Consider the following 21,394-nt stretch of genomic DNA (forward strand, 5'->3'; position numbering starts at 1 on the left):
AGGTCCGGCCGTGGTCGTCGGCCGATCGTCGTCGCTTATGAGTCCCCGAAGATGGTGCGGTGCCAGGGCTTCCGGACGACCGCGGTGTTGTCGAACATAACGTGCTTGATCTGCGTGTACTCCTCGAACGAGTACGCCGACATGTCCTTGCCGAAGCCGGACGCCTTATAGCCCCCGTGGGGCATCTCGCTGATGATCGGGATGTGGTCGTTGATCCACACGCACCCGGCCTTGATCTCCCTGGTCGCCCGGTTCGCCCGGAACACGTCCCGGCTCCAGGCGGAGGCCGCGAGCCCGTAGGGGGTGTCGTTGGCCAGCCGGATGCCCTCGTCGTCGCTGTCGAAGGGCAGGACGACGAGCACCGGGCCGAAGAGCTCGGACTGGACGACCTCACTGTCCTGGGCCGCGTCGGCGATCAGGGTGGGGAGGTAGTACGCACCTTTCTCGAGCTCCCCCTGGGGCGCCTCGCCGCCGGTGACCACGCGCGCGTAGCCGCGCGCCCGGTCGACGAATCCGGCGACGCGGTCGCGCTGGACGTGCGAGATCAGGGGGCCGAGGTCGGTGCCCGGGGCGAACGGGTCGCCGACCCGGACGGTCTCCATGAGGGCGGCCGTCCGCTCGACGAACGCCTCGTAGAGGGGCCGCTGCACGTACGCGCGGGTGGCGGCGGTGCAGTCCTGGCCGGTGTTGATGAGGGCGCCCGCGACCGCGCCGTTGACGGCGGCCTCCAGGTCGGCGTCGTCGAAGACGACGAAGGGCGCCTTGCCGCCCAGCTCCAGGTGGAGGCGCTTGACGGTGGCGGTGGCGATCTCGGCGACCCGCTTGCCGACACCGGTGGAGCCGGTGAAGGAGGTCATCGCCACGTCGGGGTGGCCGACCAGGTGCTCGCCGGCCTCCGGGCCCGTCCCGGTGACGATGTTGATCACACCGTCGGGGATCCCCGCCTCCGTGGCCGCCTGGGCGAAGAGGAGGGAGGTGAGCGGGGTGAGTTCGGCGGGCTTCAGGACGATGGTGTTGCCCGCGGCGATCGCCGGGAGGATCTTCCAGGCGGCCATCTGGAGGGGGTAGTTCCAGGGGGCGATGGAGCCGACGACGCCGATGGGCTCGCGGCGGACGTACGAGGTGTGGTCGCCGGAGTATTCGCCCGCGGACTGGCCCTGGAGGTGACGGGCGGCGCCGGCGAAGAAGGCGGTGTTGTCGATCGTGCCCGGTACGTCGAACTCGCGGGTCAGCTTCAGCGGCTTGCCGCACTGGAGGGACTCGGCGCGGGCGAGATCGTCGGCGTGGTCGGCGAGGACGGCGGCGAAACGGTGCAGGGCGTCGGAGCGCTCGCCCGGGGTCGCCCCGGCCCAGCCCGGGAAGGCGGCGCGCGCGGCGGCGACGGCCGCGTCCACGTCGGCGGCGGAGGCCAGCTCGTAGGTGAAGACCTCCTCACCGGTGGCCGGGTCGACGACGGCGTGGGTGCGGCCCGACGTGCCGTGGGTGAGGCGGCCCGCGATGTACTGGGCGCCGTCCGTGAATCGTTCCTGTGCGGGGAACCGGTCCTGCATGTCCCTCTCCTCCGCCTTCGCCCCCACTGCTCGCGAGGGTGGGTGGCGTAGCTCCAGCTCGATTTGAGTGACGATCCTGACAGAGGTATGGCACTCCAACAAGTGATTCCGTTGTTGCCTTTTGGTTACGCGACGGAATCTGTCGACCAGGTGTCGAGTCGGGACGGAAAAGGCAGGACGCAGTGTCAGTGGTGCCTGCCATGCTGGCGTGCATGGAGAAGATCGATGACAGGGAGGCCCTGGTCAGGGAGGTCCGGGCGGGGGCGAGGATCAAGTATCTGCACTTCTGGGGACACCGGCCGCTGCCGGACGGCCGGCTCGGCGCGAGCTGTCTGAGCCAGTGGTGGCCGTCACCGTTCGTGGTCGACTCGGTCGCCTACGCCACGGCCGAGCACTGGATGATGGCTGAGAAGGCGCGGCTGTTCGGCGACGCCGAGGCGGAGCGGCGGGCGCTGGCCGCCGGGCACCCATCCGAGGCGAAGAAGGCGGGGCGTCTGGTCCGCGGGTTCGACGAGGAGACCTGGCAGCGGGAGCGGCTGCGGATCGTGGTCGAGGGCAGCGTCCACAAGTTCGGCTCGGATCCGCGGCTGAAGGCGTTCCTGCTGGGCACGGGTGAGCGGGTGCTGGTGGAGGCGAGCCCCGTGGACCGCGTGTGGGGCATCGGCCTCGCCGCGGACGACGAGGCGGCGATGGACCCGGAGCGGTGGCGGGGGCCGAACCTCCTGGGGTTCGCGCTGATGGAGGCGAGGCGCCGGCTCAGAGAGAGGTGACCGGCACTTCGCTCAGGGGGCCGGTGGCAGTCGGTACCCAGGGGGCGGTGGCAGTCGGTACCCAGGGGGCGGTGGCAGTCGGTACCCAGGGGGTGGTGGCAGTCGGTCAGGGGGCCCAGATGACGAGGGCGCCCAGACCGATGCCGAGCGCGATGCCCACGGTGCCGCAGATGATGCCGGCCAGGGCCTGGCCGGGGTTGGTGGCCTCGCCGCGCCTGGCCTTCCCGCGGCCGACCCCGCCGAAGACGACGGCCAGGATGCCGAGGACGATCGCCACCGGCCAGATGCAGAACACCACGGCCGAGATGATCCCGAGCACCAGCGCGGTGACCCCCATCCCGTTGCTCCCCGCCGCGCCGGGCCCGGGCCAGCCGAAGTAGCCGGCGGACTGGGGCGGGTAGCCGTAGCCGCCGGGGTAGCCGTAGGGGACCTGTCCGGGGCCGTCCGGGGCGATGGGCGGCGGGGGGACCGAGCCGTCCTGGACGGGAGGCGCGAAGGGGTTGGGGGGCGGGCCGCCCGCCGCCGTCGCCGGGTTGGGCGGCGGGAAGGAGCCGAGGGCACCGCCCGCCGACGGGGCGACGGGGCTGGCCCAGGGCTGCGCGGGGGTGTCCGGGGTGACACCCGGCAGGGAGGTGACGGTCAGCTGGTCGTGCACGGACGGCGGCGCCTGGTGCCGCGCGGCCGGGGCCGGGGTGAGCGGCTCGTTCGAGGCCAGGGTGTTCCCGGGCCCGCTCGGCACGGCCCAGGGGTTCGGCGTGGCCCCCTTGTCCAACGGCACCTTCGGAGCCGCGTCCTGCGGACCGCCGTCCTCGTCGGAAGCGGGCGCGGGCCACAGATCGCGGCCTGCGTCACCGGCCGGAGTCGGCGCGTCGTCGGACATGCGTGAAGTCCCCCCTCAGTCGTACGTTCCGTCATGCTACGGCCCCGAGGTGACAGGGCGGGGAGGGGGCCGGACGCCCGCCGGGACAGCAGGGGCCCGCCGGGTCGGCAGGGGTCGAGAGCCGCGGGGCCTCCGCCTACGATGATCCCGACCCATCGATCAGCCGATCACTCGCGTCCCGTCCGGCCCACGCGGCCCGGGGCGCCGTCCCGGGGAGGACACCTTGACCGATCGCTTCGACGCTTCCGCCGTACCGGCCGTGCCCGCAGGACCCACCTCGTCGGCCGCGGCCGGCGCCCGTGACCTGCACGGCTTCATCACCGGACTGCCCAAGGCCGAACTGCACGTCCACCACGTCGGCTCCGCCTCCCCGCGGATCGTCTCCGAGCTGGCCGCCCGCCACCCCGACTCCAAGGTGCCCACGGACCCCGAGGCCCTGGTCGACTACTTCACGTTCACGGACTTCGCGCACTTCATCGACGTGTACCTGTCGGTCGTGGACCTGATCCGCACCCCGGAGGACGTCCGGCTGCTCACCTACGAGGTCGCCCGCGACCTGGCCCGGCAGCAGGTGCGCTACGCCGAGCTGACCATCACGCCGTTCTCCTCCACCCGGCGCGGGATCGACGAGCGGGCGTTCATGGAGGCGATCGAGGACGCCCGCAAAGCGGCCGAGGCCGAGTTCGGGACCGTGCTGCGCTGGTGCTTCGACATCCCCGGCGAGGCCGGGCTGGAGGCCGCCGAGGAGACCACGCGGCTGGCCGTCTCCGACCGGGTCCGCCCCGAGGGCCTGGTCTCGTTCGGGCTCGGCGGCCCGGAGATCGGCGTCCCGCGCCCGCAGTTCAAGCCGTACTTCGACCGGGCGATCGCCGCCGGGCTGCGCTCCGTGCCGCACGCCGGCGAGACCACAGGACCGCAGACGGTGTGGGACGCGCTGACCCACCTGCGTGCCGAGCGCATCGGGCACGGCACCAGCTCCGCGCAGGACGAGAAGCTGCTCGCGCACCTCGCCGAGCACCGGATCGCGCTGGAGGTGTGTCCGACCTCCAACATCGCCACCCGCGCGGTCCGCACCCTCGACGAGCACCCGATCAAGGAGTTCGTGAAGGCCGGCGTGCTGGTCACGATCAACTCCGACGACCCGCCGATGTTCGGCACCGACCTCCTCAACGAGTACGCGGTCGCCGCCCGGCTCCTCGACCTCGACGAGCGGGGCGTCGCCGACCTCGCGAAGAACGCGGTCGACGCGTCGTTCCTCGACGAGGCCGACAAGAGCCGTGTCCGGGACGAGATCGACACCTACACGGCGGAGTGGCTCGCCCCCTGACCGCCACAATGGGCCCATGCAGACCGTGACTGCCGTGGCCCATCGCGGCGACCCGTACCGCTTCCGTGAGAACACCCTCGACTCACTGCGTTCCGCGCTCGACCGCGGCGCGGACGCCGTCGAGTTCGACGTACGGCTCACCAGGGACGGCGTGCCCGTGCTCCTGCACGACGCGACGCTGAAGCGGCTGTGGGAGCTGGACCGGCCGCTGGTGTCGCTGTCGGCGGCCGAGGTACGGGGGCTGACGGCGGGCGGGGTGCCGACCCTCGCGGAGGCGCTCGCGGCGACCGACGGCACCCGGGTGATGATCGACCTGCCCGGCACCCGGGAGCCGCGGGCGGCCCGCCGGGTGGTGGACGCCGTACGGGAGGCCGGGGCGGCCGACCGCGCCTACTACTGCGCCGGCGCCACCGCGATGCTCGCCGTGCGCGCGGCCGACCCGTCCGCCGAGATCGCCCTGACCTGCACGAGCCTGGCTCCGCCGCGCCCCGCCCTGCTCGCGGCGGTGAAGCCCCGCTGGCTCAACTACCGCTTCTCCCTGGTCGACCGCGAGCTGGCGGCCCGGGTCCACCACGGCGGCCACCTGCTCTCCGTGTGGACGCCGGACACCCGCCGCTCCATGCGCCGCCTCATCGACCTGGGCGTCGACTCGATCACCACCAACCGCATCGACGCCCTGACCGCCGTACGCAAACAGGGCTGACCCCGCCAAGACGCTGACCCCCGCTAGGGCGCGCTGGGCCCGGCGTGGGCGAGCGGCGGCGCGATCGCCTGCGCGTCCGCCCCCTCCCCCACCCACAGCCCGATCAGCAGCGCCGCCGTCGCCTCGACCAGCCCCGCCCGGTCCAGTCCCCCGGCGTTCAGCGGCTCGCAGCCGAGGTCGCGGACGAGCCGGCGGACGACGGACAGGGCCGGCGCGGAGTCGCCGCACAGGGGGACGGCGAGGGGGCGGCCGTCGAAGACCGGTGGGGTGAGGCGCCAGACGTCGACATGGCAGAGGTTGAAGGCCTTGACGACATGGGCGCCGGGCGCGGCGGCGGCGATGCGTTCGGCGGCCGACGGGCCGCCCGCGGTGAGCAGCCGGAAGCCGGGCCCCACCGGGTTGGTGCAGTCGATCAGCACCCGCCCGCGCAGCACGTCCGCGAGCCCGGCGACGATCTCGGCCGCCGCCCCGTACGGCAGGGCGAGCAGCACCGCGTCCGTCCCGGACCGCGCCGCCTCCCGCAGCCCGCCCGGCCGGCCGCCGGTCACCACCCGGTGTCCGGCCTGCCGCCACCGGCCGCCCAGCGCGTCCGCCATCGCTCCGTTGCCGAGGATTCCTATGTTCATGTCCGGGACTGTAGGAAGCCGCTCGGGCACCATTCGGTACGTGACCTCGGACCAGGGCTTCCTCGCCGACTGCCGCGCCCGCCTCGCCTTCGACCTGCTCGCGCACACCTGGAACGCGGTGGTGCTGTGGGCGCTGCGCGAGGGCCCGGTGCGCCACGGCGAACTGCGCGGGCGCATCGGCGGGATCAGCCAGAAGGTACTCACGCAGACGCTGCGGCGGCTGGAGTTCAACGGGCTCGTCGCCCGCCGTGCGCACGGCGGTGCCCCGCCCCGCGTCGACTACGAACTGACCGCGCTCGGGCGGACGTTGCTCCCGGCGATCGACGCGGTCGGCGCCTGGGCGTTCGAGCACGGGGACGACGTGCTCGCCGCGCAGGACCGGCACACCGCTACACGCGGGAGCGCTGGGGCACCGTAGCCGGGTCGGCCGGGGTCTCGCGGGTGACGTACTGCGGGACGGGGGTGTCGTCGCCGCCGGTGTCGCGGACGAGTCCGTACCGCTTGGCGCCCTGCGCCGGCCCGGTCCGGAGGTCCTCGGTGACCGCGTCCCAGTTCGACGGGAAGACGCTCAGGCCGTAGTCGGCGCCCCGCTCGTTCTGGACGAGGGTGACGCTGCCATCGACGTAGAAGTACTCGTTCTGCCACATCTGCTGGGTGCCGGCCGGCGGGACGGCGTAGCCGACGGTGGCGTCGCCCATGCCGGTGGCGGTGGCGTCGGTGGCGCTGACCGGGTCGTCCATCCGGCGGCCGCCGCCCGAGGCCACGTGGAAGAGCTTGCCCCGGAGGCCGGTCCAGGCCGGCATGACCAGGCTGCCGGACCGGTACTGCGGCGAGATCTGCCAGCGCACGAGGACATAGCCCCGGCCGCTCAGCGTCACGCTGTCCCCGCGGTGGTTCATGACGGCGTGCGCGCCGCCGGTGCTGGTGACGCCGGTCCCGGGGCGGCGCGGGAGGGCAGCGGGCGGGGTGTCCGGGTCCGGCGCCCGGTCGACGGCGTCGACGACACTGCCGTACAGCGCCGTCCGCTTCGCGGTCTCGGACGGGGAGGGGGACGCGGACGGCGAGGGCGACCCGGGGGCGGACGGGGTGGGCGGGGGCGCCGGCTCGGCGGACGTGCTCGCCGTGGGGGCGGTGGCCGCGCGCGTCGGCGGGCCGTCCGGCGGCTGTACGACGACGTAGGCGCCGCCCGCCACGAGGGTCGCGCCGGCCGTCACCGCGACGGCGGGCTTGGTCAGCGCGCTCAGCACCTTCGCGGACCATCCGGCGGAGGCGGCACCGGCGGCGGCCGCGGCCGTCTTGCCGCCGAGGCCGAGGGAGAGGGCGAAGCCGACCGGGACGGGCACCAGCGCGATGCCGACGAGCAGCCGCTCGGCGGGGACGACGGACTCGCGGGGGTCGCCGCAGTAGCCGCAGCCCCGGATGTGCCGGGCCAGCCGCTTGCGCCAGACGGAGTCGGGGCGGCCGTTCCAGCGGGCGGTCAGCTCGCGCAGGCCGGGGCAGGCGCCGTCGAGGGCGCGCACGATGCCCCGGGAGACCTCCAGCCGTTCCTTCACCCGCTGGACGCGCACGGCGGCGTGCTGCCGGCTGATGCCGACGGCGGCGGCCAGTTCACGGCGGGTGAGTTCCCCGGCGACCTCCAGCCACCACAGGGACAGCAGCTGCCGGTCCTCCGCGTCCAGCCAGCGCACGGCCTCCGCGACCTCGCGCCGCTGCCCTTCCAACTGGAGCCGCAGGACGGTGAGTTCGGCGAAGTCGGCGGCCCCGTCGTGGGCCGTGCTCTCGTCGAGGCGCTGGGCCGTGCGGCGGCGCGCCCGGTCGCGGATCTGCCGCATGGCGATGGCGACCAGCCAGGAGCGGAAGCTGTCGGGGTCGCGCAGCGAGCCGAGGTTGTCGACGGCCCGCAGCATCGTCTCCTGCACGACGTCGTCGACGTCGGCGTGGCCGTTGAGGGCGCGGCCGACCACGTTGTAGACCAGCGGCAGCCAGCCCGCGACCAGTTCGTCCAGCGCGTGCCGGTCGCCGGCCTGCGCGGCGGCGATGGTGGCGCGCCAGGACCGGCCGGCCTCGGCCTCGGCATCCGTCCTCATGCCCGCACCCTCTCAGCCGGGCCCCCGCTGTTGGCAATGTCGGAGATCACACCCATGGGGACGGGCGGAACGGCCGGCGGATAACACTTTTCGTCCCTCGGGAGGGTGCGGGCGGGGTGCGGGCGGGGCGCCGGCGTGGGTGCGGGCCGGGATGCGTGCTCAAACGGCCGCCACGGCCCAGGTGTTCGGGCCGATCCGCTCCAGCCGCTTGATCTTCTTCCGTACGACGTACAGCGGGATCACCCCGAACACGCCGAACGACATGTCGATCACGCTCCACCAGAAGGGGATCCCGCGGACCGGTCCGCAGATCAGCGCGAGCGGGATGATCCCGGCGCAGGCGATCATCGCGAACTCGACGACCCAGATGTTGCGGACCGGGTCGCGGTAGGGCCCGTAGAAGGCGACCGCGATGACGAGGTGGGCGAAGGCCAGCCAGTCCGTGCCGTAGAGGAGGAAGGGGTACTCGGCGTCGGCGGTGTCCAGGCCCTGGCGGACCCGCACGATCCAGTCCATGGCGGCGGGCAGGTGCTCCGGCACGGACAGGGCCCGCGCCAACTCCTCGGTCCAGCGCAGTTCGTGGACGAGGGGGAAGGCGGTGGCGCCACTGAGCACCAGACAGACGACGAAGAAGACCAGCCAGCCGCGGATGCCCTTCAGAAGGGCGGCTCTGTCGCTCATGGGGGCAGCGTACGCCAACAGTTGAACACGTTCAAAAGCAACTGCCGCCGCCCCCGCGGCGTGTGGATCCCGCTCAGTGCCCGCTCAGTGGCCCGTGCTCGAAGCGGAGCGGGCGGTCGGCCGCGCCGCCGTGGTCGTCGTCGGGTTCTCCTCGGGGTTCGGGGACGTGGTGCGGGTGGGGACCGGGCTGGGGGCATCGGTGGCGGCGCGGGCACCGGGGGTCCCGGTCCCCCGGGAAGGGGCCGGCGTGACCGGGGCGGTCGTCTCCGACGGGCCGGGCACGGCCGAGGAGTCCGGAACGGCCGAGGGGACGGGCGCGGTCGAGGAGTCGGGCACGGTCGAGGGGCTGCTCGCCGGGGGCGGGGCGAGCGGGACGGTGGGGGACCTCGGAGCATCGTCCGACGTCAGGCGCAGCGGCAGCAGGACGGCGAGCGCCGCGACGGCGCAGGTCGCGCCGACCCCGGCCGCGGCGCGCAGCACGCGGCGCCGGGCCGCACCGCGACGGATCTCCTCGTACCGCCCGGGGGGCGGGGCGAGACGGCCGGTGGACGGCGGTCGCAGGACGACGGTGAGCGGGTCGTCGGGGTCGAGGTCCGGGCCGTCGTCGAAGTCGTCAGCGGGTGTGATCAAGGCTTCTCCTCAGGTGGGCGCGGAGCAGTTCGCGGGCCGCGTGCAGATCCGCCTTGACGGTCCCTTCCTTGCGCCCGGTCAGCACGGACACCTCCCGGATCGGCATGTCAGCGTAGTAGTGCAGCAGGATCGGCACGCGCAGCCGGTCCGGCAGGGACTGCACGAGCAGCCGGACCGAGGGGTCGGTCTGCTCGGCGGGCGGGCTCACCGCGGCCTCGGCGGTGACCCGGCGCACGGCCCGCCGTTCGCGCTCCAGCTTGCGCCAGTGGTCGCGGACCAGGTTCGCGGCGGTGACGTAGAGGAACCCCTGGGGCTCCGCCACGGACGTCCAGCGGGCCCAGAGCCGGGTGAAGGCCTCCGAGGCGATCTCGTGGGCGGTCTCGTCGTCGTCGACCAGCCGGCGGCACCAGCCGGCGAGCCGTGGGTAGAGGGCGGCGAACAGCTCGGACGCCGCCCTCTCCCGGGACCTGACGGGGCGTTTCAACGTTCTCCCACGGAGTTGTCCGACGATCCCTCGGCCGGGTGGTCCAGGACGGCGAAGACGATCACGTTGTCGCGGTATCCGTCCCCGGCGCGGGGACCGCCGCAGGTGATGAGACGCAGTTCCGGCCGGTCCACGTTCCCGTAGACGTCCCGCGTCGGGAACTCCGCCTTGTCGACGGTCCGTACCTCCGTGACGGCGAACCGGGCCGTCGTGCCGTTCTCCAGGCGCGCCACGACGGTGTCGCCCCGGCGCAGCCGGTCCAGGTGCCGGAAGACGCCGTCCCCGTACGCGCCGACCGTGACATGGCCGAGGAGCACCGACGGTCCGGTCTGTCCCGGGGTCGGCGAGTGCCGGTACCAGCCCGCCCGGTCGTCCGCCTCGATCGGCGGCACCTCGACGGTGCCGTCGGCGGCCAGCCCCAGCCCCATGACCGTGGTGTCGACGTCGATCGCGGGGATCCGCAGCCCGACCGGCACCGAGCGCGCGAGGGGACGCGCGGCCCGGGCGCGGGCAGCCTGGTCCGGGGGTGCGCTCGTGGCGCCGCGCCCGGTGGCCGCCGTGCTGTCGGCGGTCGGGGCGGTCTGCTGTCCCGCGCAGCCGGTGAGCAGCGCGGTCAGGGCCGCGACGGCCAGGACGCGCCTGGAGAGGGGGCTCATGCGCCGGTCGTCCTCCGACGGCGCACGAGGTAGACCCCCGCGCCGCCCGCGGCGAACACCGCGGCGGCGCCCCCGCCGATCAGCCCGCCGTGGCCCGCGGACCCGGCGGTCTCCGGCGCCTCACCGGTGTCGGCGGCGCCGCGCGGCACGGCGTCGACCTGGTCCTCCGCCGGCGCCGGGGCGGTGGTGGCCTCGGGAGCGGGAGCCGGGGTCCGGTCGGCCTCGGCGGGGCGGGACGACTTGGTGGGGGAGGGGACGGGGGTCGGGGTCCCGTCGGCGAACGCGGGCAGCGCGCCCGCGAGGACGGCGGTGGCCGCGAGGGCCAGGGAACCAAGGACGGTTCGGCGCATCAGTCGCTCTCCTTCGTCGGTCCGCACGCCCGGTGCCCGGGGTTCGTTCCACGGGCCGCGGTGCGGATCGGACGGAGAGACGAGGCAGCCGCGGACCGCGTTGTAAAGAGATGGCAAAGGGTGCGGGCGGGCTACAGTCGGCGCGAGCGCGCGTCGCTGACGTGCGAAGACGTCTCGGGGAGTCTCATGTCGCGCTACAGCCTGGAGAACCGGCTGGTCATCGGAATCGCCTCCAGCGCCCTCTTCGACCTGAAGGAGTCGGACGCCGTGTTCCGGAGGGAGGGCGAGGAGAGCTACCGCGCCTACCAGCGGGCCCACCTCGACAGCACGCTCCGGCCCGGCGTCGCCTTCCCCTTCATCCGCCGCATCCTGTCGCTCAACGACCTCAACCCCGCGGGCGATCCGCTGGTCGAGGTGATCATCCTGTCGCGCAACGACCCCGACACGGGCCTGCGGGTGATGCGCTCGATCAAGGCGCACGGCCTGCCCATAAGCCGCGCCGTCTTCATGCAGGGCCGGGCCCCCTACCGGTTCATGCGGGCGCTGCACATGTCCCTCTTCCTCTCCGCCGACGCCAACGACGTACGGGAGGCGGTGGCCAGGGGGCTGCCGGCGGGCCGGGTCCTCGGTGCCGCCGTGGACGACGATCCCGAGGACCGCGATCTGCGGATCGCGTTCGACTTCGACGGCGTCCTGGCCGGCGACGAGTCGGAGCGGGTGTTCCAGGAGGGCGGCCTGGAGGGGTTCCGCGCCCACGAGACCCTGAACGTGACCACCCCTCATGACGCGGGCCCGCTCCGGGACTTCCTGCGCGAGATCAACAAGCTCCAGCGGGCGGAGGAGGCACGGCGCAGGGACGACCCGGAGTACGCGATCCGCGTCCACGTCTCCATCGTCACGGCCCGCAACGCGCCCGCGCACGAGCGCGCCGTACTGAGCCTCGACAACTGGGGCGTCACCGTCAACGACGCCTTCTTCCTGGGCGGCATCGACAAGAGCACGGTCATGGACGTCCTGCGGCCGCACATCTTCTTCGACGACCAGGTGAGCCATCTGGAGGGCACCGCGCCGACCACCCCGAGCGTCCACATCCCCTTCGGGGTCGTCAACGAGGGCGCCGCACCCGCCTGACGGCCACCGGGGCCGAGCGATCCTCCGGCGGGGTCGTCGCCGTCGGCCCGGCGGGGCGACTGGTACCCCGGTACCACTCCCCCGCCGAAGATTCCCCCGCGGGCCCAGGGTCCGGGCCGGCCGCGCTCATAGCGTCGGACACAGACACCGCGGTGTGTGTCCGCGGACGGGTTCGAGGCAGGAAAGGTCCACTCCCATGATCGAAGCGCGTGAGCTGACGAAGCGGTACGGGGACAAGACGGTGGTCGACAACCTGAGCTTCACGGTGCGGCCGGGCGAGGTGACCGGGTTCCTCGGCCCCAACGGCGCGGGCAAGTCCACGACCATGCGCATGATCATCGGGCTGGACTCCCCCACCAGGGGCTCGGTCACCGTGGGCGGACGCTCCTACGCCCGGCACGCCGCGCCCCTGCACGAGATCGGCACCCTGCTGGAGGCCAAGTCCGTCCACCCGGGCCGCAGCGCGTTCCACCACCTGATGGCGCTCGCGCACACCCATGGCATTCCGCGCCGCCGGGTGGACGAGGTCATCGAGCTGGCCGGGCTGACCAGCGTGGCCGGCAAGCGCGTGGGGGCCTTCTCCCTCGGCATGGGCCAGCGGCTCGGCATCGCCTCGGCCCTCCTCGGCGACCCGGCGATCGTGATGCTCGACGAACCCGTCAACGGCCTCGACCCCGAGGGCGTGCTGTGGGTGCGCAACGTCCTGCGCGGCCTGGCCGACGAGGGCCGCGCCGTGATGCTCTCCTCGCACCTGATGAGCGAGACCGCGCTGCTCGCCGACCATCTGGTGATCATCGGGCGGGGCCGGCTGCTCGCCGACACCACGGTGGACGACTTCACCCGGGAGGCCGGCGGTTCGGGCGTGAAGGTCGCCACCGCCGAGGCCGTCCGGCTGCGCTCGCTGCTGGCCGGCCCCGACGTCACGATCAGCTCCTCCTCCACCGAGGAACTCCTGGTCAACGGACGGGACGCCCGGGAGATCGGGGCGATCGCCGCCCGACACGGGGTGCCGTTGTACGAACTCACCCCGCAGTCCGTCTCCCTGGAGGAGGCGTTCATGGAACTCACCCGCGACGTCGTCGAGTACCAGAGTGCTCCGGCCGACACCGTACGGAAGGCCGCCTGATGACCGTCACCAGCCTCGACCCCACACCCGCGCCCGCCCCCGCACCCACCCCCGCCCGCACGACGGCCTACAAGGTGACCGGCCTCGGGGTCCTGCGGTCGGAGTGGGCCAAGTTCTGGTCGCTGCGCTCCAGCTGGATCACGCTGGGCGTCGCGGTGTTCCTGCTGGCCAGAACCGCGGGCACTACGTCCCGGCGGGCACGGTGGAGGACCGGTTCGTGGCGGCGGTGGGCCGGGGCATGGCCTCGATCGGCCTGCGCGGCACAGGGCCGGGGGCGGGGGCCGCTCGCCCCGGCTCACCTCAGCGTGGGCACCGTCCCGCCCTCGACCTGCGCCACCTCGACCCCCGGCAGACCCGTGGTCCAGCGGCCGGCGATCTCCGTGAGCCGTTCCGCGCCGGGCGGGGTGCGGCCGAGTCCGATCGCGTACCGTGCGCCCGCCGGCCTGTCGGCGGACGCCGGCGGGTGGGCGGGGGCCAGCGCCCGCGGCCAGGCGTGCGCGTCCCGCACGCCCGCGTCCTCCAGCGCGCCGAGCAGTGCGCGCATCCGTCCGCGTACGCGCCCGTTCAGCTCGTCGAGGTCCGCCGTCCGCCGGGGCAGGACCGTCACCACGGCCCAGGCCGTGTGCCGTCGGTGCAGGGGCGGCGGGGTCAGCAGCTCGGGCCAGGGATCGGTACCGGACGCGGACGCGGCCTCCACCGTCTCCCAGGCCCGGTACAGCTCCTGGGTCAGCAGGTCCCGCCCGCCCGGCCCGACCTGTTCGGTGCAGGACCGCACGGGCGCGCCTGGCGTCAGCACGGTCAGGGCCCCGCCGGTCCCGTGGACGTCCCCGGCCCCGGTGAGGGCGACGGGCTCGCGCCAGTCCCACGCGGCCCAGGTGCCGAAGAACCGCCGCAGCAGCTCACCGGCGTCCCCGACGTCCGGCGACTCCCGGACCGTACGGGCCGCGAGCACCGCCCACGCGACCCCGGGCAGCCCGCCGAACGGCGCCGCGTCCAGCCCGCGCGCCCTCGCCCACGCCTTCACGCCCCGGGCCAGCTCCGCGAACCGCTCCTCCCCTCGCGCACCCACGGCCCGCCCGCTCACGGCCGCCAGGACCGCGTCCGCGTCGGACACCGCGCTGAGCGCGACCGCCGCGGCCTCGCCCAGCTCGGCCCGCCGGGCCACCGCGTCCCGCGCCGGCACCGGACCCGTGGCCACGACCACCAGGTCCACGTCGAACCCGTCGACGTGGAACCGCAGCCCCGGCACCCGCGCGCCGACGACCTCCCGCACCCGTTCGGCGCCCGGCAGCGCGGCCGTGACCCGCTCCCGTACTGCCGCGAGGTCCGCCGTGCCCGGCAGCGCCGCGACGACGTCCAGGTCGGCCCCGTCGAGCGCGCAGCGCATCCGCCGCGACCCGGCGAGGTGGACGACCCCTTCGCCGAGCGCGTCCGTCAGGCGCCGCACGACCCGCTCGGCCGCCGCGTCGTCCGGGGCGGGCGGGACGCCGGTGCCGGCGGCGGGCGCGGCCCAGTCCTCCCAGTCCCGGTCGGGCCGGCCGACGGCGGGCTCGGGCAGCCACCGCACCTCGCCGGTGCCGAGGGCGACCGTGGCCCGCGGCCGCATCGGTTCCTCGCCCCGCCGGGACAGCAGGACCAGCTCGCCGACCCGTGCGGCCATGGGCGAGAGGCGGGCCGCGCAGTCGACGGCGACGGCGTGCGGATCGCTGCTCCGGCCGAGGCTGAGGTGCGGGGTGAACCCGTGCTGGCGGCCACGGCAGCGCGGGAAGTGCCGCACGAGCGCCTGCCACAGCTCCGCCCACGGCGTCTCGTCGTCCGCCGCGGGGTCCAGCCACACGGTGTCGCCGTGCCGGTGGGCGAAGGTGTGCAGACCCTCCAGCCGTGCCGTGAACGGCTGGACCTGCGCGGCCACCGTGGCGAGCAGCGGCACCGCCCGCTCGAAGTCAGCCTCGGGGACGAACCCGAACAGCACGTTGACGTGCGGCGGCCAGCGCCGGATCTGTACGTCGTGGTCCCGGCGCACGTCCTGGAGCGCGGGCCACAGCGCGCGCGGCGGCACCCACGCCAGGGCCGTACGGGGGGTCGGCGCGAGGTCGAGCACGTCGACGGGCGGACCGGTGCCGCAGCTCAGATCGGCGGCGACCCCGTAGTGGTCAGAGATGTACAGCCCTTGCGGGGTGGGGGTGTCGCCGAGCAGCGCCGCGCCGGTCACGTGCGGCCCGTCGGCGGCGCGGACGAAGACGCGGTCGAGGCGGGAGGCGCGGCCGCTCAGGGACGAGACGGCGGCCAGCGGGTTGACGCCGGGGTCGAAGGTGGGTGAGTCGTCGTGCGGCCCGTGCGCCTCGCTCCAGGCGTCGACCAGGCCGAGCGTGCGCGCCGGGCCGGGGCCGCCGTCGTTGAAGTCGCCGACCAGGACCAGGCCGCCCGGCACGCCCGCCAGCCCCTCGGCGAGCCGGGTCAGTTCGGCCTCGCGCCGGGCCGGCCCGGCCTCGGAGTGGTCGCTGGTCAGATGGGTGGTGGCCACGGTCAGCGGCCCGGCCGCGGTGTCCACGACGACGGCGGTGACGGCCTTGTGGTGGCCGAGGACGTGCAGGGCGGCCTCCCGTACGGGGAGCCGGCTGAGCAGGAGCTGTCCGCAGTCGTCGACGTCCTTGCCGTAGGGGTCGGTGCCGACGGTGTAGTGGGCCCGTACCCACGGCGCGTCCAGCAGCAGGGCCAGCAGCCCCGCCTCGACCTCCTGGAGGGCGATGACGTCCGCGTCGGCGCGCTCCAGGGCCGCCAGCAGCAGCGGGCGGCGCGCGGCGGTGTCGATGCGGTGGCTGTCGTAGCGGTCCCACAGCGTGTTCCAGGTCAGCACCCGCACCCGCTCCCGGCCCGTCTCGCGCGCGGTGGGCGGCGCGGGGACCCACCGTCCGGCGGCCACGTCGAAGGCGTGCGGAACGCGCTCCGTGAAGAAGGGCGCCGTCAGCCGCCGCGGGTCGCGCACCCGGCCGGCGCCGGACTCGTCGATGCGGTCCACGCCCGTGGCGCGGTCCCAGACGAGCTCGCCGTCCGCCTCCACGAACAGCACCCGGTGCCACGGGATCTCGCCGCCCGGCACGAACGTCGGCAGCGGAACCCGCTTGGGCGCGGCGCCGCGCTGGTTGATGCCGAGCACGAACCGCGCGGGGTCGAACCGCGCGTCCCAGCGCACCCGGTGGTAGATCTCCTCGCTGGTACGCATCAGCCGTTCTCCCCTTCCAGGTCCAGTGTGCCGTCGCGGTCCGCCACGGTGCCGTCCGCGCCGACGTACCAGGTGCGGTGCGCCTGGCCGGGATACGGCGGCACGAACCGCCGCAGCTGGCCCGTCAGCACGTCCGCCGGCACCGGATGGGCACGGGTGGCGTTGCGCCGTACGAGTTCGTCCTCGTCCGCGAGCAGCACGGCGTGGGTGACCAGCGCGTCGCGCCGGCGGGCCACGGCGTGCACCAGGGAGCGCTGGTGCGGGTTGAGCGAGGTGGCGTCCCACACCACCGTGCCGCCGGCCGCGAGGGCCTGGTCCAGCCGGTCCAGGCCCTCCCGCAGGACCTCCCCGTTGGCCTTCTGGTCCGCCCGCGAGCCGCGCGCCGCGCGCAGGCCGTCCAGCGAGACGCGGGCCGAGACGCCCTCCAGCCGGTCCGCGAAGCCGCTCTTGCCGCTGCCGGACGGCCCCACGAGGTGCACCAGCCGGGGGAAGTCCCCGCCGCGCCACCGCCAGGTCGCGGCGACGGCCTCCGCCACGGTGGAGATCCGCCCCTCGGCGTACGCCTGCCGCGCCTCCGCCCAGCAGCGGTCCCCGGCCTCGCCGCCGACGCCGTCCCGTTCCAGGGCCTCGCGCAGCCCGGCGCGCAGCGGTCCGAGCGGCGCCTCGCCGAGCAGCCCGGCCTCCTCCGCGTGCAGCGCGGACCACTCCGCCTGTTCCCGCGCCCGCTCCTCCCCCGCGACCGCCCCGGCGACAGCGTGCAGCACGCCGAGGTCGGCCGCGAACGACATCCGTACGAGCCCGGCCCGCCGTTCCGCGTCCGGGTACGGCCGGTGCAGGGCGGTGTGCAGCCCCACCAGGTCGGCGACCCGCCGGGCGAGCGGCACGCCCAGAGGGCCGGCGGCGCGGCCCATGAGCCGCGCGCGGGGTGTGCGGTGGAGCAGTGCGGCGAGCACGCCCGCGAGCCGTGCGTCCCCGTGCCGCCCCAGCGCGTCCAGCCGCGGGACGACCTCGGCGGCCGCGCCCGCGTCACCGTCCGCCGCGCCCAGGTGCCCGGCCAGCGCGTCCCCGTCCGGTGCCGCGCCGGACCGTACGGCCCACAGCGCGGCCGCCGGGCCGAGCCCGTTCTCGACGACGGCCGTGTGCATCCAGTGCGTGCCCGTCGTCACGTGCCCGGGCCGCACCCACTTGGCGATCCGCCCGGCGAAGTCCTCCCGCCCGAAGCCCTCGACGGTCCGTACGACGAACCCCTCCTGGCGTCCGGTCTCCACCCGCAGCCGCCGCAGCGCCCGTTCGTCGAACACGCCCCGCCACAGCACCGGCGTCTCCGGCACGCCGAGCCCGCGCAGGAACCGCACGGTCGCGTCCCAGTCCAGACACCGGTCGTGCTCGTCCCACACGGAGAAGCCGTAGAAGTAGCCCTCCAGCGTGTCGTACGGGATCGAGTGCCGGGCGTACATGTTCTCCCCGCACACCCGCCATCCCGCCGGTATCCGCGCCCCCACCCGCCCTTGCAGCGCCTTGACCCACGCCCGCGACGGATGGTGCGCGGAATCCACGGACCGCGCGTGCAGCCCGTCCGCGTACAGCGTCGTGTTCTCCCCGTCGAGCTTCTCGGTCACGACGACCTCCCGCCCGACGAACCCGCTCAGCCCTCCGGCCCGCACATCGTCGGCGGAAGCACCCGGTGACCAGGGCAAATGGGGAGTTCGGGGATAGGGGGTGCGCATGCCGGGCACTATAGGACCGCGGGAAACACCGCCTCCAGCGGATTATGCGCGGGATTATGCGTGTGCCCCTCTCATGACGGCGCCGTGTCGCCGGTCCGGTCCGTGGTGGCGGAGACACCGGGTGGCCCCTCGGGGGGAAGAGCCTGGATCGATTCGGGGCCCCGGGTCGGTGTCGCGGCGGACGATCAGGGACACGGTGCCGTGCTGCGTCGCGGCGAGGTAGCAGATCGGCTCGCCCGGTCGTGCCGCGTCCAGGATGTCGTCCCACGTCATCTCCCGCAGAAATGACTCCAGGCCGGGGAGCGCCCGGACCCGGGCCAGAGCGGCGGTCAACTCCGCCCTGGCCTCGTCGAGGGGTCCGCCCAGCTCGTACTCGGCCGCTTCCCGCTCCCTTCCACCGTCTCCCGGCGGTTCATGGCGGCCCAGCTCCCGGTTGCGGGCCTCGAGAGCCTGTAGCGTCTCGGCTGCCCGCACATAGGAGCGGTGGACCTCCGGGTCGGTCCGGGCCAGCTGCTGGAGCTGGTCGTGGTCCGGCGCGAGAGCAAGGTGGAAGGTGCGCGTCCTGCCCCGTTCGAGACAGAGCACGGCCTCCTCCAACCGGCCCGCGCGAGCCAGCGCGTAGGCCCCTCGCTGGTGCAGATCACTGGCCGAACGCAGTTGGCGCACGCGTGAGGAGCTCACCAGACAGGCCCGGAAGAGTTCGTCGTCGGCCTGCACCGCCTGCTGGTACGCGTCAGCCGCCGCCGACCAGTCGGCCATCTCGGCGAGCGCGTCGCCGAGCCCTGCAGGCATTTACACTGTGCGCCATCTTCGCCGAGCAGCCTCACTCAAACTCGTGGAAATGACCGCAGGCGGTTCGTGGCGCGACTCGGCCCAGGCGCTCGATATCCCGCAGAGCCGGGCCTTGAGTACCCTGAACAAACTCCGCTGTCAGTTCGGTGACGTCGGCTTGTGGCCCCGCTTCGAGCGTGCCACGGAGCAACTCGCCGACTACCTCGACAAGCTGCCCCAGCGAACGAATTACACTCTCAGGCGCCGCTTCATGGCCAACTGGACCATGCCGTACGGAGATTGGCTCGCCCTTTGCTCAGGGCTCGCACAAGGCAACCGCCTCACCTCCCGGCACGGAACGGCGATCGGCACCGTATTGGTCTGGGCAGAGGTCACTCAGGCCGAGTATCTACTCTGCCCGCTCCGGCAGAGGCTGCGACGATCCGGCATCGATACCGCGCTTTTGATCAACGAGGTTTCGCAGTACTTCACTCCCGCCAATCAGCGCGGTGGCCGCCTTGAGCTGCGCCGGCGACTACAGCCGTATGTGCGCGAACTCGGCAGCCGTATCGACACAGGCGACGCACTATCACCGTCGATTCCAACGAGTAATTGCTGAGCGGGACCAGCCTGACGCTCACTCGCATCGCGCTCGCCCTCGACACGTGGCTCCGCACTCAGTGCCTGGGCCTTGCCCCTTGATCGTGGACACCTCGTAGACCTGGATCATGGGTGATGCAGGGAGAGGAGTCCCAGGTGGGGACCTATAGGTACCCAGCGGAGTTCCGGGCTGACGCGGTGGCGCTGGTGCGCTCGTCGGACCGCCCGGTGTCGCAGATCGCGAAGGAGCTGGGCGTCAACCACGAGACACTGCGGCAGTAGGTCAAGGCCGCGGATGCCGCGGATGCGGCCGCAGGGTCCGGAGCATCGAGTCCCGCGGCGGCGGCCGATCCGGCGAAGGACGCGGAGATTACGCGGCTGCGCCGACAGGTCCGCGAGCTGGAGATGGAGCGCGACATCCTGCGCAAGGCCGCGAAGTATTTCGCGACGGAGACGAACTGGTGAGTCGTTTCCAATTCGTCCAAGACCACCGCGACGCGTTCGGCGTCAAGCGACTGTGCCGGGTGCTGGAATGCTCCCGTTCCGGCTTCTACCGCTGGCTCGCCGGCGTCGATGCGCGGGCCGCGCGACGGCGGGCGGACGCCGAGCTGGCCGAACGGATCAAGAAGATCCACGCCGACTCGGACGGCACCTACGGCTCGCCGCGAGTGACTGCCGAGCTCCGCGGGGCGGGGCTGAAGGTCAACCGCAAGCGGGTGACACGGGTGATGCGGTCCTTCAGCATCGTCGGGGTGCACCTGCGCAAAACGGTCCGCACCACGATCCCGGAGCCGTCCGCGGCGCCGGTTCCGGATCTGCTGCAGCGTGACTTCACCGCGACGGCGCCGAACACCCGCTACGTCGGTGACATCACCTACCTGCCCATCGGCGACGGCCAATTCCTCTATCTGGCCACGGTGTTGGACCTGTGCTCGAAGGGGCTGGCGGGCTGGTCGATCGCCGACCACATGCGCACCGAGCTGATCACCGACGCGCTCAAGGCGGCCGCCGCCACCCCGAGGCGGCAGACTGGCCGGCGCGATCTTCCCCCTGGCACAACGATACGGTGGAGGGAGATCGCGAGTCACCAGGGCCGATGCTCTGCAGTGGCTTCTCGTGGGGGTTCGTCGTGACCGCGCCGGTGACCGGCGACTCGACCACGTCGCAGCGACTCGGACTTCGCCGAACTCCAGCTCATTGATCAGGCCCGTGCTCATGGGCAGACGTGGGAGCAGATTGCTGTCGCACTCGGCATGCCTGACCGCCGACAGGCTCAGACTCGCTTCAGTCGACTGTGCCGGCGGTGTCCCGAATGCGAACCGGTATCGGCCGCATCGCGATAGTGCATTACGGCGACGACGGCCAGAAGCGCCAACCGCACGAGAGTGGCGCAGGTCAGGTGGGGCGAAAGGGCGGTGTGGCGCCGCACGACGCTTGTGGTGCCGTACGCCGTTGTGCGGCGGTTCAGGCGCCGAGGGCGGGGAGGACAACGGCTTCGATGTAATGGCTCACGAAGGCTCGGTCGGCCGACTTATCCTCGATCAACTGACGGGCGATCAGGGCACCGAGCAGCATGTGCGGCACGTAGGTCAGGGTCGGCGAGGCCGCGCTGATCTCACCCCGCTCGACCGCCCGGGCGAGCACCTTGTCGAGTCCCGTCAGCTCCGGGTGAACGAGCAGGTCACGCAGCGCCTGGAACAGATCGGGATGGGTGTGCACGGCCTGGACGAGGCCGCGCATGAGCGAGGCGTTCTTCATCATCTGCCGGTCGTCCAGTTGCGCCACCATCGCCCGGAAGTCACCCCGCAGGGATCCGGTGTCGACACCGGCAAGGGTGGCGGGCTTTTGATGGCGTAGCGCCATAGCGACCAGCTCCGGCTTGCCCGTCCACTGGCGGTAAAGGGTGGCCTTGCTGCACTGGGCCCGGGCGGCCACGGCGTCCATGGTCAGGGCCTCGTAACCGGATTCCCGCAGCACATCGAGCACGGCCTCGTACATCTCTGCCTCGCGCTCGGGCGTTATCCGGCTACGCGGCCTCGCGCGGTCCGGCCGCGCCGACGCTGCTGACGTCT

21 protein-coding genes and 1 pseudogene are annotated in these 21,394 nt (G+C 73.6%); 9 read left to right on the plus strand and 13 right to left on the minus strand.

What is annotated here, in order from left to right; translation table 11 throughout:
- Positions 1 to 35: 35 nt before the first annotated feature.
- Complete coding sequence (locus ACZ6D7_RS35550; RefSeq protein WP_469500057.1) at positions 36 to 1,550, minus strand: gamma-aminobutyraldehyde dehydrogenase; 1,515 nt, start codon at positions 1,548 to 1,550, stop codon at positions 36 to 38.
- 212 nt (positions 1,551 to 1,762) lie between these two features.
- Between ACZ6D7_RS35550 and ACZ6D7_RS35555 the strand changes: the two genes are divergently transcribed.
- Entirely contained in the window at positions 1,763 to 2,320 is a 558-nt protein-coding gene (locus tag ACZ6D7_RS35555) for an NADAR family protein (RefSeq protein WP_469500059.1), read from the plus strand.
- A 106-nt stretch (positions 2,321 to 2,426) separates the two neighbouring features.
- Here the strand turns inward: ACZ6D7_RS35555 and ACZ6D7_RS35560 are convergent, their stop codons facing one another.
- Complete coding sequence (locus ACZ6D7_RS35560; protein ID WP_469500061.1) at positions 2,427 to 3,200, minus strand: DUF4190 domain-containing protein; 774 nt, start codon at positions 3,198 to 3,200, stop codon at positions 2,427 to 2,429.
- A gap of 259 nt (positions 3,201 to 3,459) precedes the next feature.
- Between ACZ6D7_RS35560 and ACZ6D7_RS35565 the strand changes: the two genes are divergently transcribed.
- Both ACZ6D7_RS35565 and ACZ6D7_RS35570 read left to right on the plus strand, forming a co-directional pair.
- Positions 3,460 to 4,527 (plus strand): adenosine deaminase, encoded by a 1,068-nt coding sequence (locus tag ACZ6D7_RS35565; protein WP_469500105.1) that lies wholly within the window; start codon positions 3,460 to 3,462, stop codon positions 4,525 to 4,527.
- A gap of 16 nt (positions 4,528 to 4,543) precedes the next feature.
- The gene (locus ACZ6D7_RS35570; protein WP_469500063.1) at positions 4,544 to 5,230 is read left to right on the plus strand and encodes a glycerophosphodiester phosphodiesterase; all 687 of its coding nucleotides are present in this window, start codon (positions 4,544 to 4,546) and stop codon (positions 5,228 to 5,230) included.
- Between the two features lie 23 nt (positions 5,231 to 5,253).
- Here ACZ6D7_RS35570 and ACZ6D7_RS35575 read toward each other — a convergent pair whose 3' ends face one another.
- A complete protein-coding gene (locus tag ACZ6D7_RS35575; RefSeq protein WP_469500064.1) occupies positions 5,254 to 5,856 on the minus strand; it encodes an NADPH-dependent F420 reductase in 603 nt (200 codons plus the stop codon).
- Between the two features lie 40 nt (positions 5,857 to 5,896).
- Here ACZ6D7_RS35575 and ACZ6D7_RS35580 point away from each other — a divergent pair, with 40 nt between their 5' ends.
- Positions 5,897 to 6,274, plus strand: a complete 378-nt coding sequence (locus ACZ6D7_RS35580) for a winged helix-turn-helix transcriptional regulator (RefSeq protein WP_469500066.1) — start codon at positions 5,897 to 5,899, stop codon at positions 6,272 to 6,274.
- Here ACZ6D7_RS35580 and ACZ6D7_RS35585 read toward each other — a convergent pair.
- The 6 genes from ACZ6D7_RS35585 to ACZ6D7_RS35610 all read right to left on the minus strand — a co-directional run bounded on the left by ACZ6D7_RS35585 (position 6,246) and on the right by ACZ6D7_RS35610 (position 10,744).
- Entirely contained in the window at positions 6,246 to 7,943 is a 1,698-nt protein-coding gene (locus ACZ6D7_RS35585; RefSeq protein ID WP_469500068.1) for an RNA polymerase sigma factor, read from the minus strand. The two genes, ACZ6D7_RS35580 and ACZ6D7_RS35585, sit on opposite strands and share 29 nt — an antisense overlap.
- A gap of 159 nt (positions 7,944 to 8,102) precedes the next feature.
- Positions 8,103 to 8,624 carry a hypothetical protein gene (locus tag ACZ6D7_RS35590; RefSeq protein ID WP_469500070.1) on the minus strand — a complete coding sequence of 174 codons (522 nt, stop codon included), beginning with the start codon at positions 8,622 to 8,624 and terminating at the stop codon, positions 8,103 to 8,105.
- Positions 8,625 to 8,708: 84 nt separating this feature from the next.
- The gene (locus ACZ6D7_RS35595; protein WP_469500071.1) at positions 8,709 to 9,254 is read right to left on the minus strand and encodes a hypothetical protein; all 546 of its coding nucleotides are present in this window, start codon (positions 9,252 to 9,254) and stop codon (positions 8,709 to 8,711) included.
- Positions 9,238 to 9,738: an RNA polymerase sigma factor gene (locus ACZ6D7_RS35600; protein ID WP_469500072.1), complete on the minus strand. Its 501-nt coding sequence runs from the start codon at positions 9,736 to 9,738 to the stop codon at positions 9,238 to 9,240. The genes ACZ6D7_RS35595 and ACZ6D7_RS35600 overlap by 17 nt, the downstream gene beginning before the upstream one ends.
- Positions 9,735 to 10,394 carry a class F sortase gene (locus tag ACZ6D7_RS35605; protein ID WP_469500074.1) on the minus strand — a complete coding sequence of 220 codons (660 nt, stop codon included), beginning with the start codon at positions 10,392 to 10,394 and terminating at the stop codon, positions 9,735 to 9,737. Before ACZ6D7_RS35605 ends, ACZ6D7_RS35600 begins: the two co-directional genes overlap by 4 nt.
- Positions 10,391 to 10,744: a sortase-dependent protein gene (locus ACZ6D7_RS35610; protein ID WP_469500076.1), complete on the minus strand. Its 354-nt coding sequence runs from the start codon at positions 10,742 to 10,744 to the stop codon at positions 10,391 to 10,393. Before ACZ6D7_RS35610 ends, ACZ6D7_RS35605 begins: the two co-directional genes overlap by 4 nt.
- 186 nt (positions 10,745 to 10,930) lie before the next feature.
- Here ACZ6D7_RS35610 and ACZ6D7_RS35615 point away from each other — a divergent pair, with 186 nt between their 5' ends.
- Together ACZ6D7_RS35615 and ACZ6D7_RS35620 are read left to right on the plus strand one after the other, a co-directional pair.
- Positions 10,931 to 11,875, plus strand: coding sequence for a 5'-nucleotidase (locus ACZ6D7_RS35615; protein WP_469500078.1), 945 nt, complete (start codon positions 10,931 to 10,933; stop codon positions 11,873 to 11,875).
- Positions 11,876 to 12,071: 196 nt separating this feature from the next.
- On the plus strand, positions 12,072 to 13,001 hold the full coding sequence (locus ACZ6D7_RS35620; protein WP_469500080.1) for an ABC transporter ATP-binding protein: 930 nt from the start codon (positions 12,072 to 12,074) through the stop codon (positions 12,999 to 13,001).
- Between the two features lie 295 nt (positions 13,002 to 13,296).
- Here the strand turns inward: ACZ6D7_RS35620 and ACZ6D7_RS35625 are convergent, their stop codons facing one another.
- The 3 genes from ACZ6D7_RS35625 to ACZ6D7_RS35635 are packed head-to-tail and all read right to left on the minus strand — an operon-like array spanning position 13,297 to position 18,743.
- Positions 13,297 to 16,224 (minus strand): poly(A) polymerase, encoded by a 2,928-nt coding sequence (locus tag ACZ6D7_RS35625; RefSeq protein WP_469500082.1) that lies wholly within the window; start codon positions 16,222 to 16,224, stop codon positions 13,297 to 13,299.
- Positions 16,224 to 17,951 carry an RNA ligase family protein gene (locus ACZ6D7_RS35630; RefSeq protein WP_469500083.1) on the minus strand — a complete coding sequence of 576 codons (1,728 nt, stop codon included), beginning with the start codon at positions 17,949 to 17,951 and terminating at the stop codon, positions 16,224 to 16,226. The genes ACZ6D7_RS35625 and ACZ6D7_RS35630 overlap by 1 nt, the downstream gene beginning before the upstream one ends.
- A gap of 54 nt (positions 17,952 to 18,005) precedes the next feature.
- The gene (locus ACZ6D7_RS35635; RefSeq protein ID WP_469500084.1) at positions 18,006 to 18,743 is read right to left on the minus strand and encodes a hypothetical protein; all 738 of its coding nucleotides are present in this window, start codon (positions 18,741 to 18,743) and stop codon (positions 18,006 to 18,008) included.
- Between the two features lie 49 nt (positions 18,744 to 18,792).
- On the opposite strand from ACZ6D7_RS35635, the gene ACZ6D7_RS35640 reads away from it, so the two are divergent.
- From ACZ6D7_RS35640 to ACZ6D7_RS35650, 3 genes and pseudogenes are all read left to right on the plus strand, one after another.
- Positions 18,793 to 19,341: a hypothetical protein gene (locus tag ACZ6D7_RS35640; RefSeq protein WP_469500086.1), complete on the plus strand. Its 549-nt coding sequence runs from the start codon at positions 18,793 to 18,795 to the stop codon at positions 19,339 to 19,341.
- 137 nt (positions 19,342 to 19,478) lie between these two features.
- Complete coding sequence (locus ACZ6D7_RS35645; protein ID WP_469500088.1) at positions 19,479 to 19,604, plus strand: transposase; 126 nt, start codon at positions 19,479 to 19,481, stop codon at positions 19,602 to 19,604.
- 102 nt (positions 19,605 to 19,706) lie between these two features.
- Positions 19,707 to 20,335, plus strand: a pseudogene (locus tag ACZ6D7_RS35650) (IS3 family transposase); the annotation flags it as partial.
- A gap of 451 nt (positions 20,336 to 20,786) precedes the next feature.
- Here ACZ6D7_RS35650 and ACZ6D7_RS35655 read toward each other — a convergent pair.
- Positions 20,787 to 21,320 carry a TetR/AcrR family transcriptional regulator gene (locus tag ACZ6D7_RS35655; RefSeq protein ID WP_469500107.1) on the minus strand — a complete coding sequence of 178 codons (534 nt, stop codon included), beginning with the start codon at positions 21,318 to 21,320 and terminating at the stop codon, positions 20,787 to 20,789.
- Positions 21,321 to 21,394 lie beyond the last annotated feature (74 nt).

Source organism: Streptomyces sp. NPDC041784 (assembly GCF_055591025.1).

Bases quoted from the DNA above. Each gene is read 5' to 3' on its own strand.
- ACZ6D7_RS35555 (WP_469500059.1), top strand. From the start codon at position 1,763: ATGGAGAAGATCGATGACAGGGAGGCCCTGGTCAGGGAGGTCCGGGCG.
- ACZ6D7_RS35590 (WP_469500070.1), bottom strand. From the start codon at position 8,624: ATGAGCGACAGAGCCGCCCTTCTGAAGGGCATCCGCGGCTGGCTGGTC.
- ACZ6D7_RS35630 (WP_469500083.1), bottom strand. From the start codon at position 17,951: ATGCGCACCCCCTATCCCCGAACTCCCCATTTGCCCTGGTCACCGGGT.
- ACZ6D7_RS35615 (WP_469500078.1), top strand. From the start codon at position 10,931: ATGTCGCGCTACAGCCTGGAGAACCGGCTGGTCATCGGAATCGCCTCC.
- ACZ6D7_RS35620 (WP_469500080.1), top strand. From the start codon at position 12,072: ATGATCGAAGCGCGTGAGCTGACGAAGCGGTACGGGGACAAGACGGTG.
- ACZ6D7_RS35610 (WP_469500076.1), bottom strand. From the start codon at position 10,744: ATGCGCCGAACCGTCCTTGGTTCCCTGGCCCTCGCGGCCACCGCCGTC.
- ACZ6D7_RS35635 (WP_469500084.1), bottom strand. From the start codon at position 18,743: ATGCCTGCAGGGCTCGGCGACGCGCTCGCCGAGATGGCCGACTGGTCG.
- ACZ6D7_RS35575 (WP_469500064.1), bottom strand. From the start codon at position 5,856: ATGAACATAGGAATCCTCGGCAACGGAGCGATGGCGGACGCGCTGGGC.
- ACZ6D7_RS35570 (WP_469500063.1), top strand. From the start codon at position 4,544: ATGCAGACCGTGACTGCCGTGGCCCATCGCGGCGACCCGTACCGCTTC.
- ACZ6D7_RS35550 (WP_469500057.1), bottom strand. From the start codon at position 1,550: ATGCAGGACCGGTTCCCCGCACAGGAACGATTCACGGACGGCGCCCAG.
- ACZ6D7_RS35560 (WP_469500061.1), bottom strand. From the start codon at position 3,200: ATGTCCGACGACGCGCCGACTCCGGCCGGTGACGCAGGCCGCGATCTG.
- ACZ6D7_RS35585 (WP_469500068.1), bottom strand. From the start codon at position 7,943: ATGAGGACGGATGCCGAGGCCGAGGCCGGCCGGTCCTGGCGCGCCACC.
- ACZ6D7_RS35625 (WP_469500082.1), bottom strand. From the start codon at position 16,224: ATGCGTACCAGCGAGGAGATCTACCACCGGGTGCGCTGGGACGCGCGG.
- ACZ6D7_RS35605 (WP_469500074.1), bottom strand. From the start codon at position 10,394: ATGAGCCCCCTCTCCAGGCGCGTCCTGGCCGTCGCGGCCCTGACCGCG.
- ACZ6D7_RS35640 (WP_469500086.1), top strand. From the start codon at position 18,793: ATGACCGCAGGCGGTTCGTGGCGCGACTCGGCCCAGGCGCTCGATATC.
- ACZ6D7_RS35655 (WP_469500107.1), bottom strand. From the start codon at position 21,320: ATGTACGAGGCCGTGCTCGATGTGCTGCGGGAATCCGGTTACGAGGCC.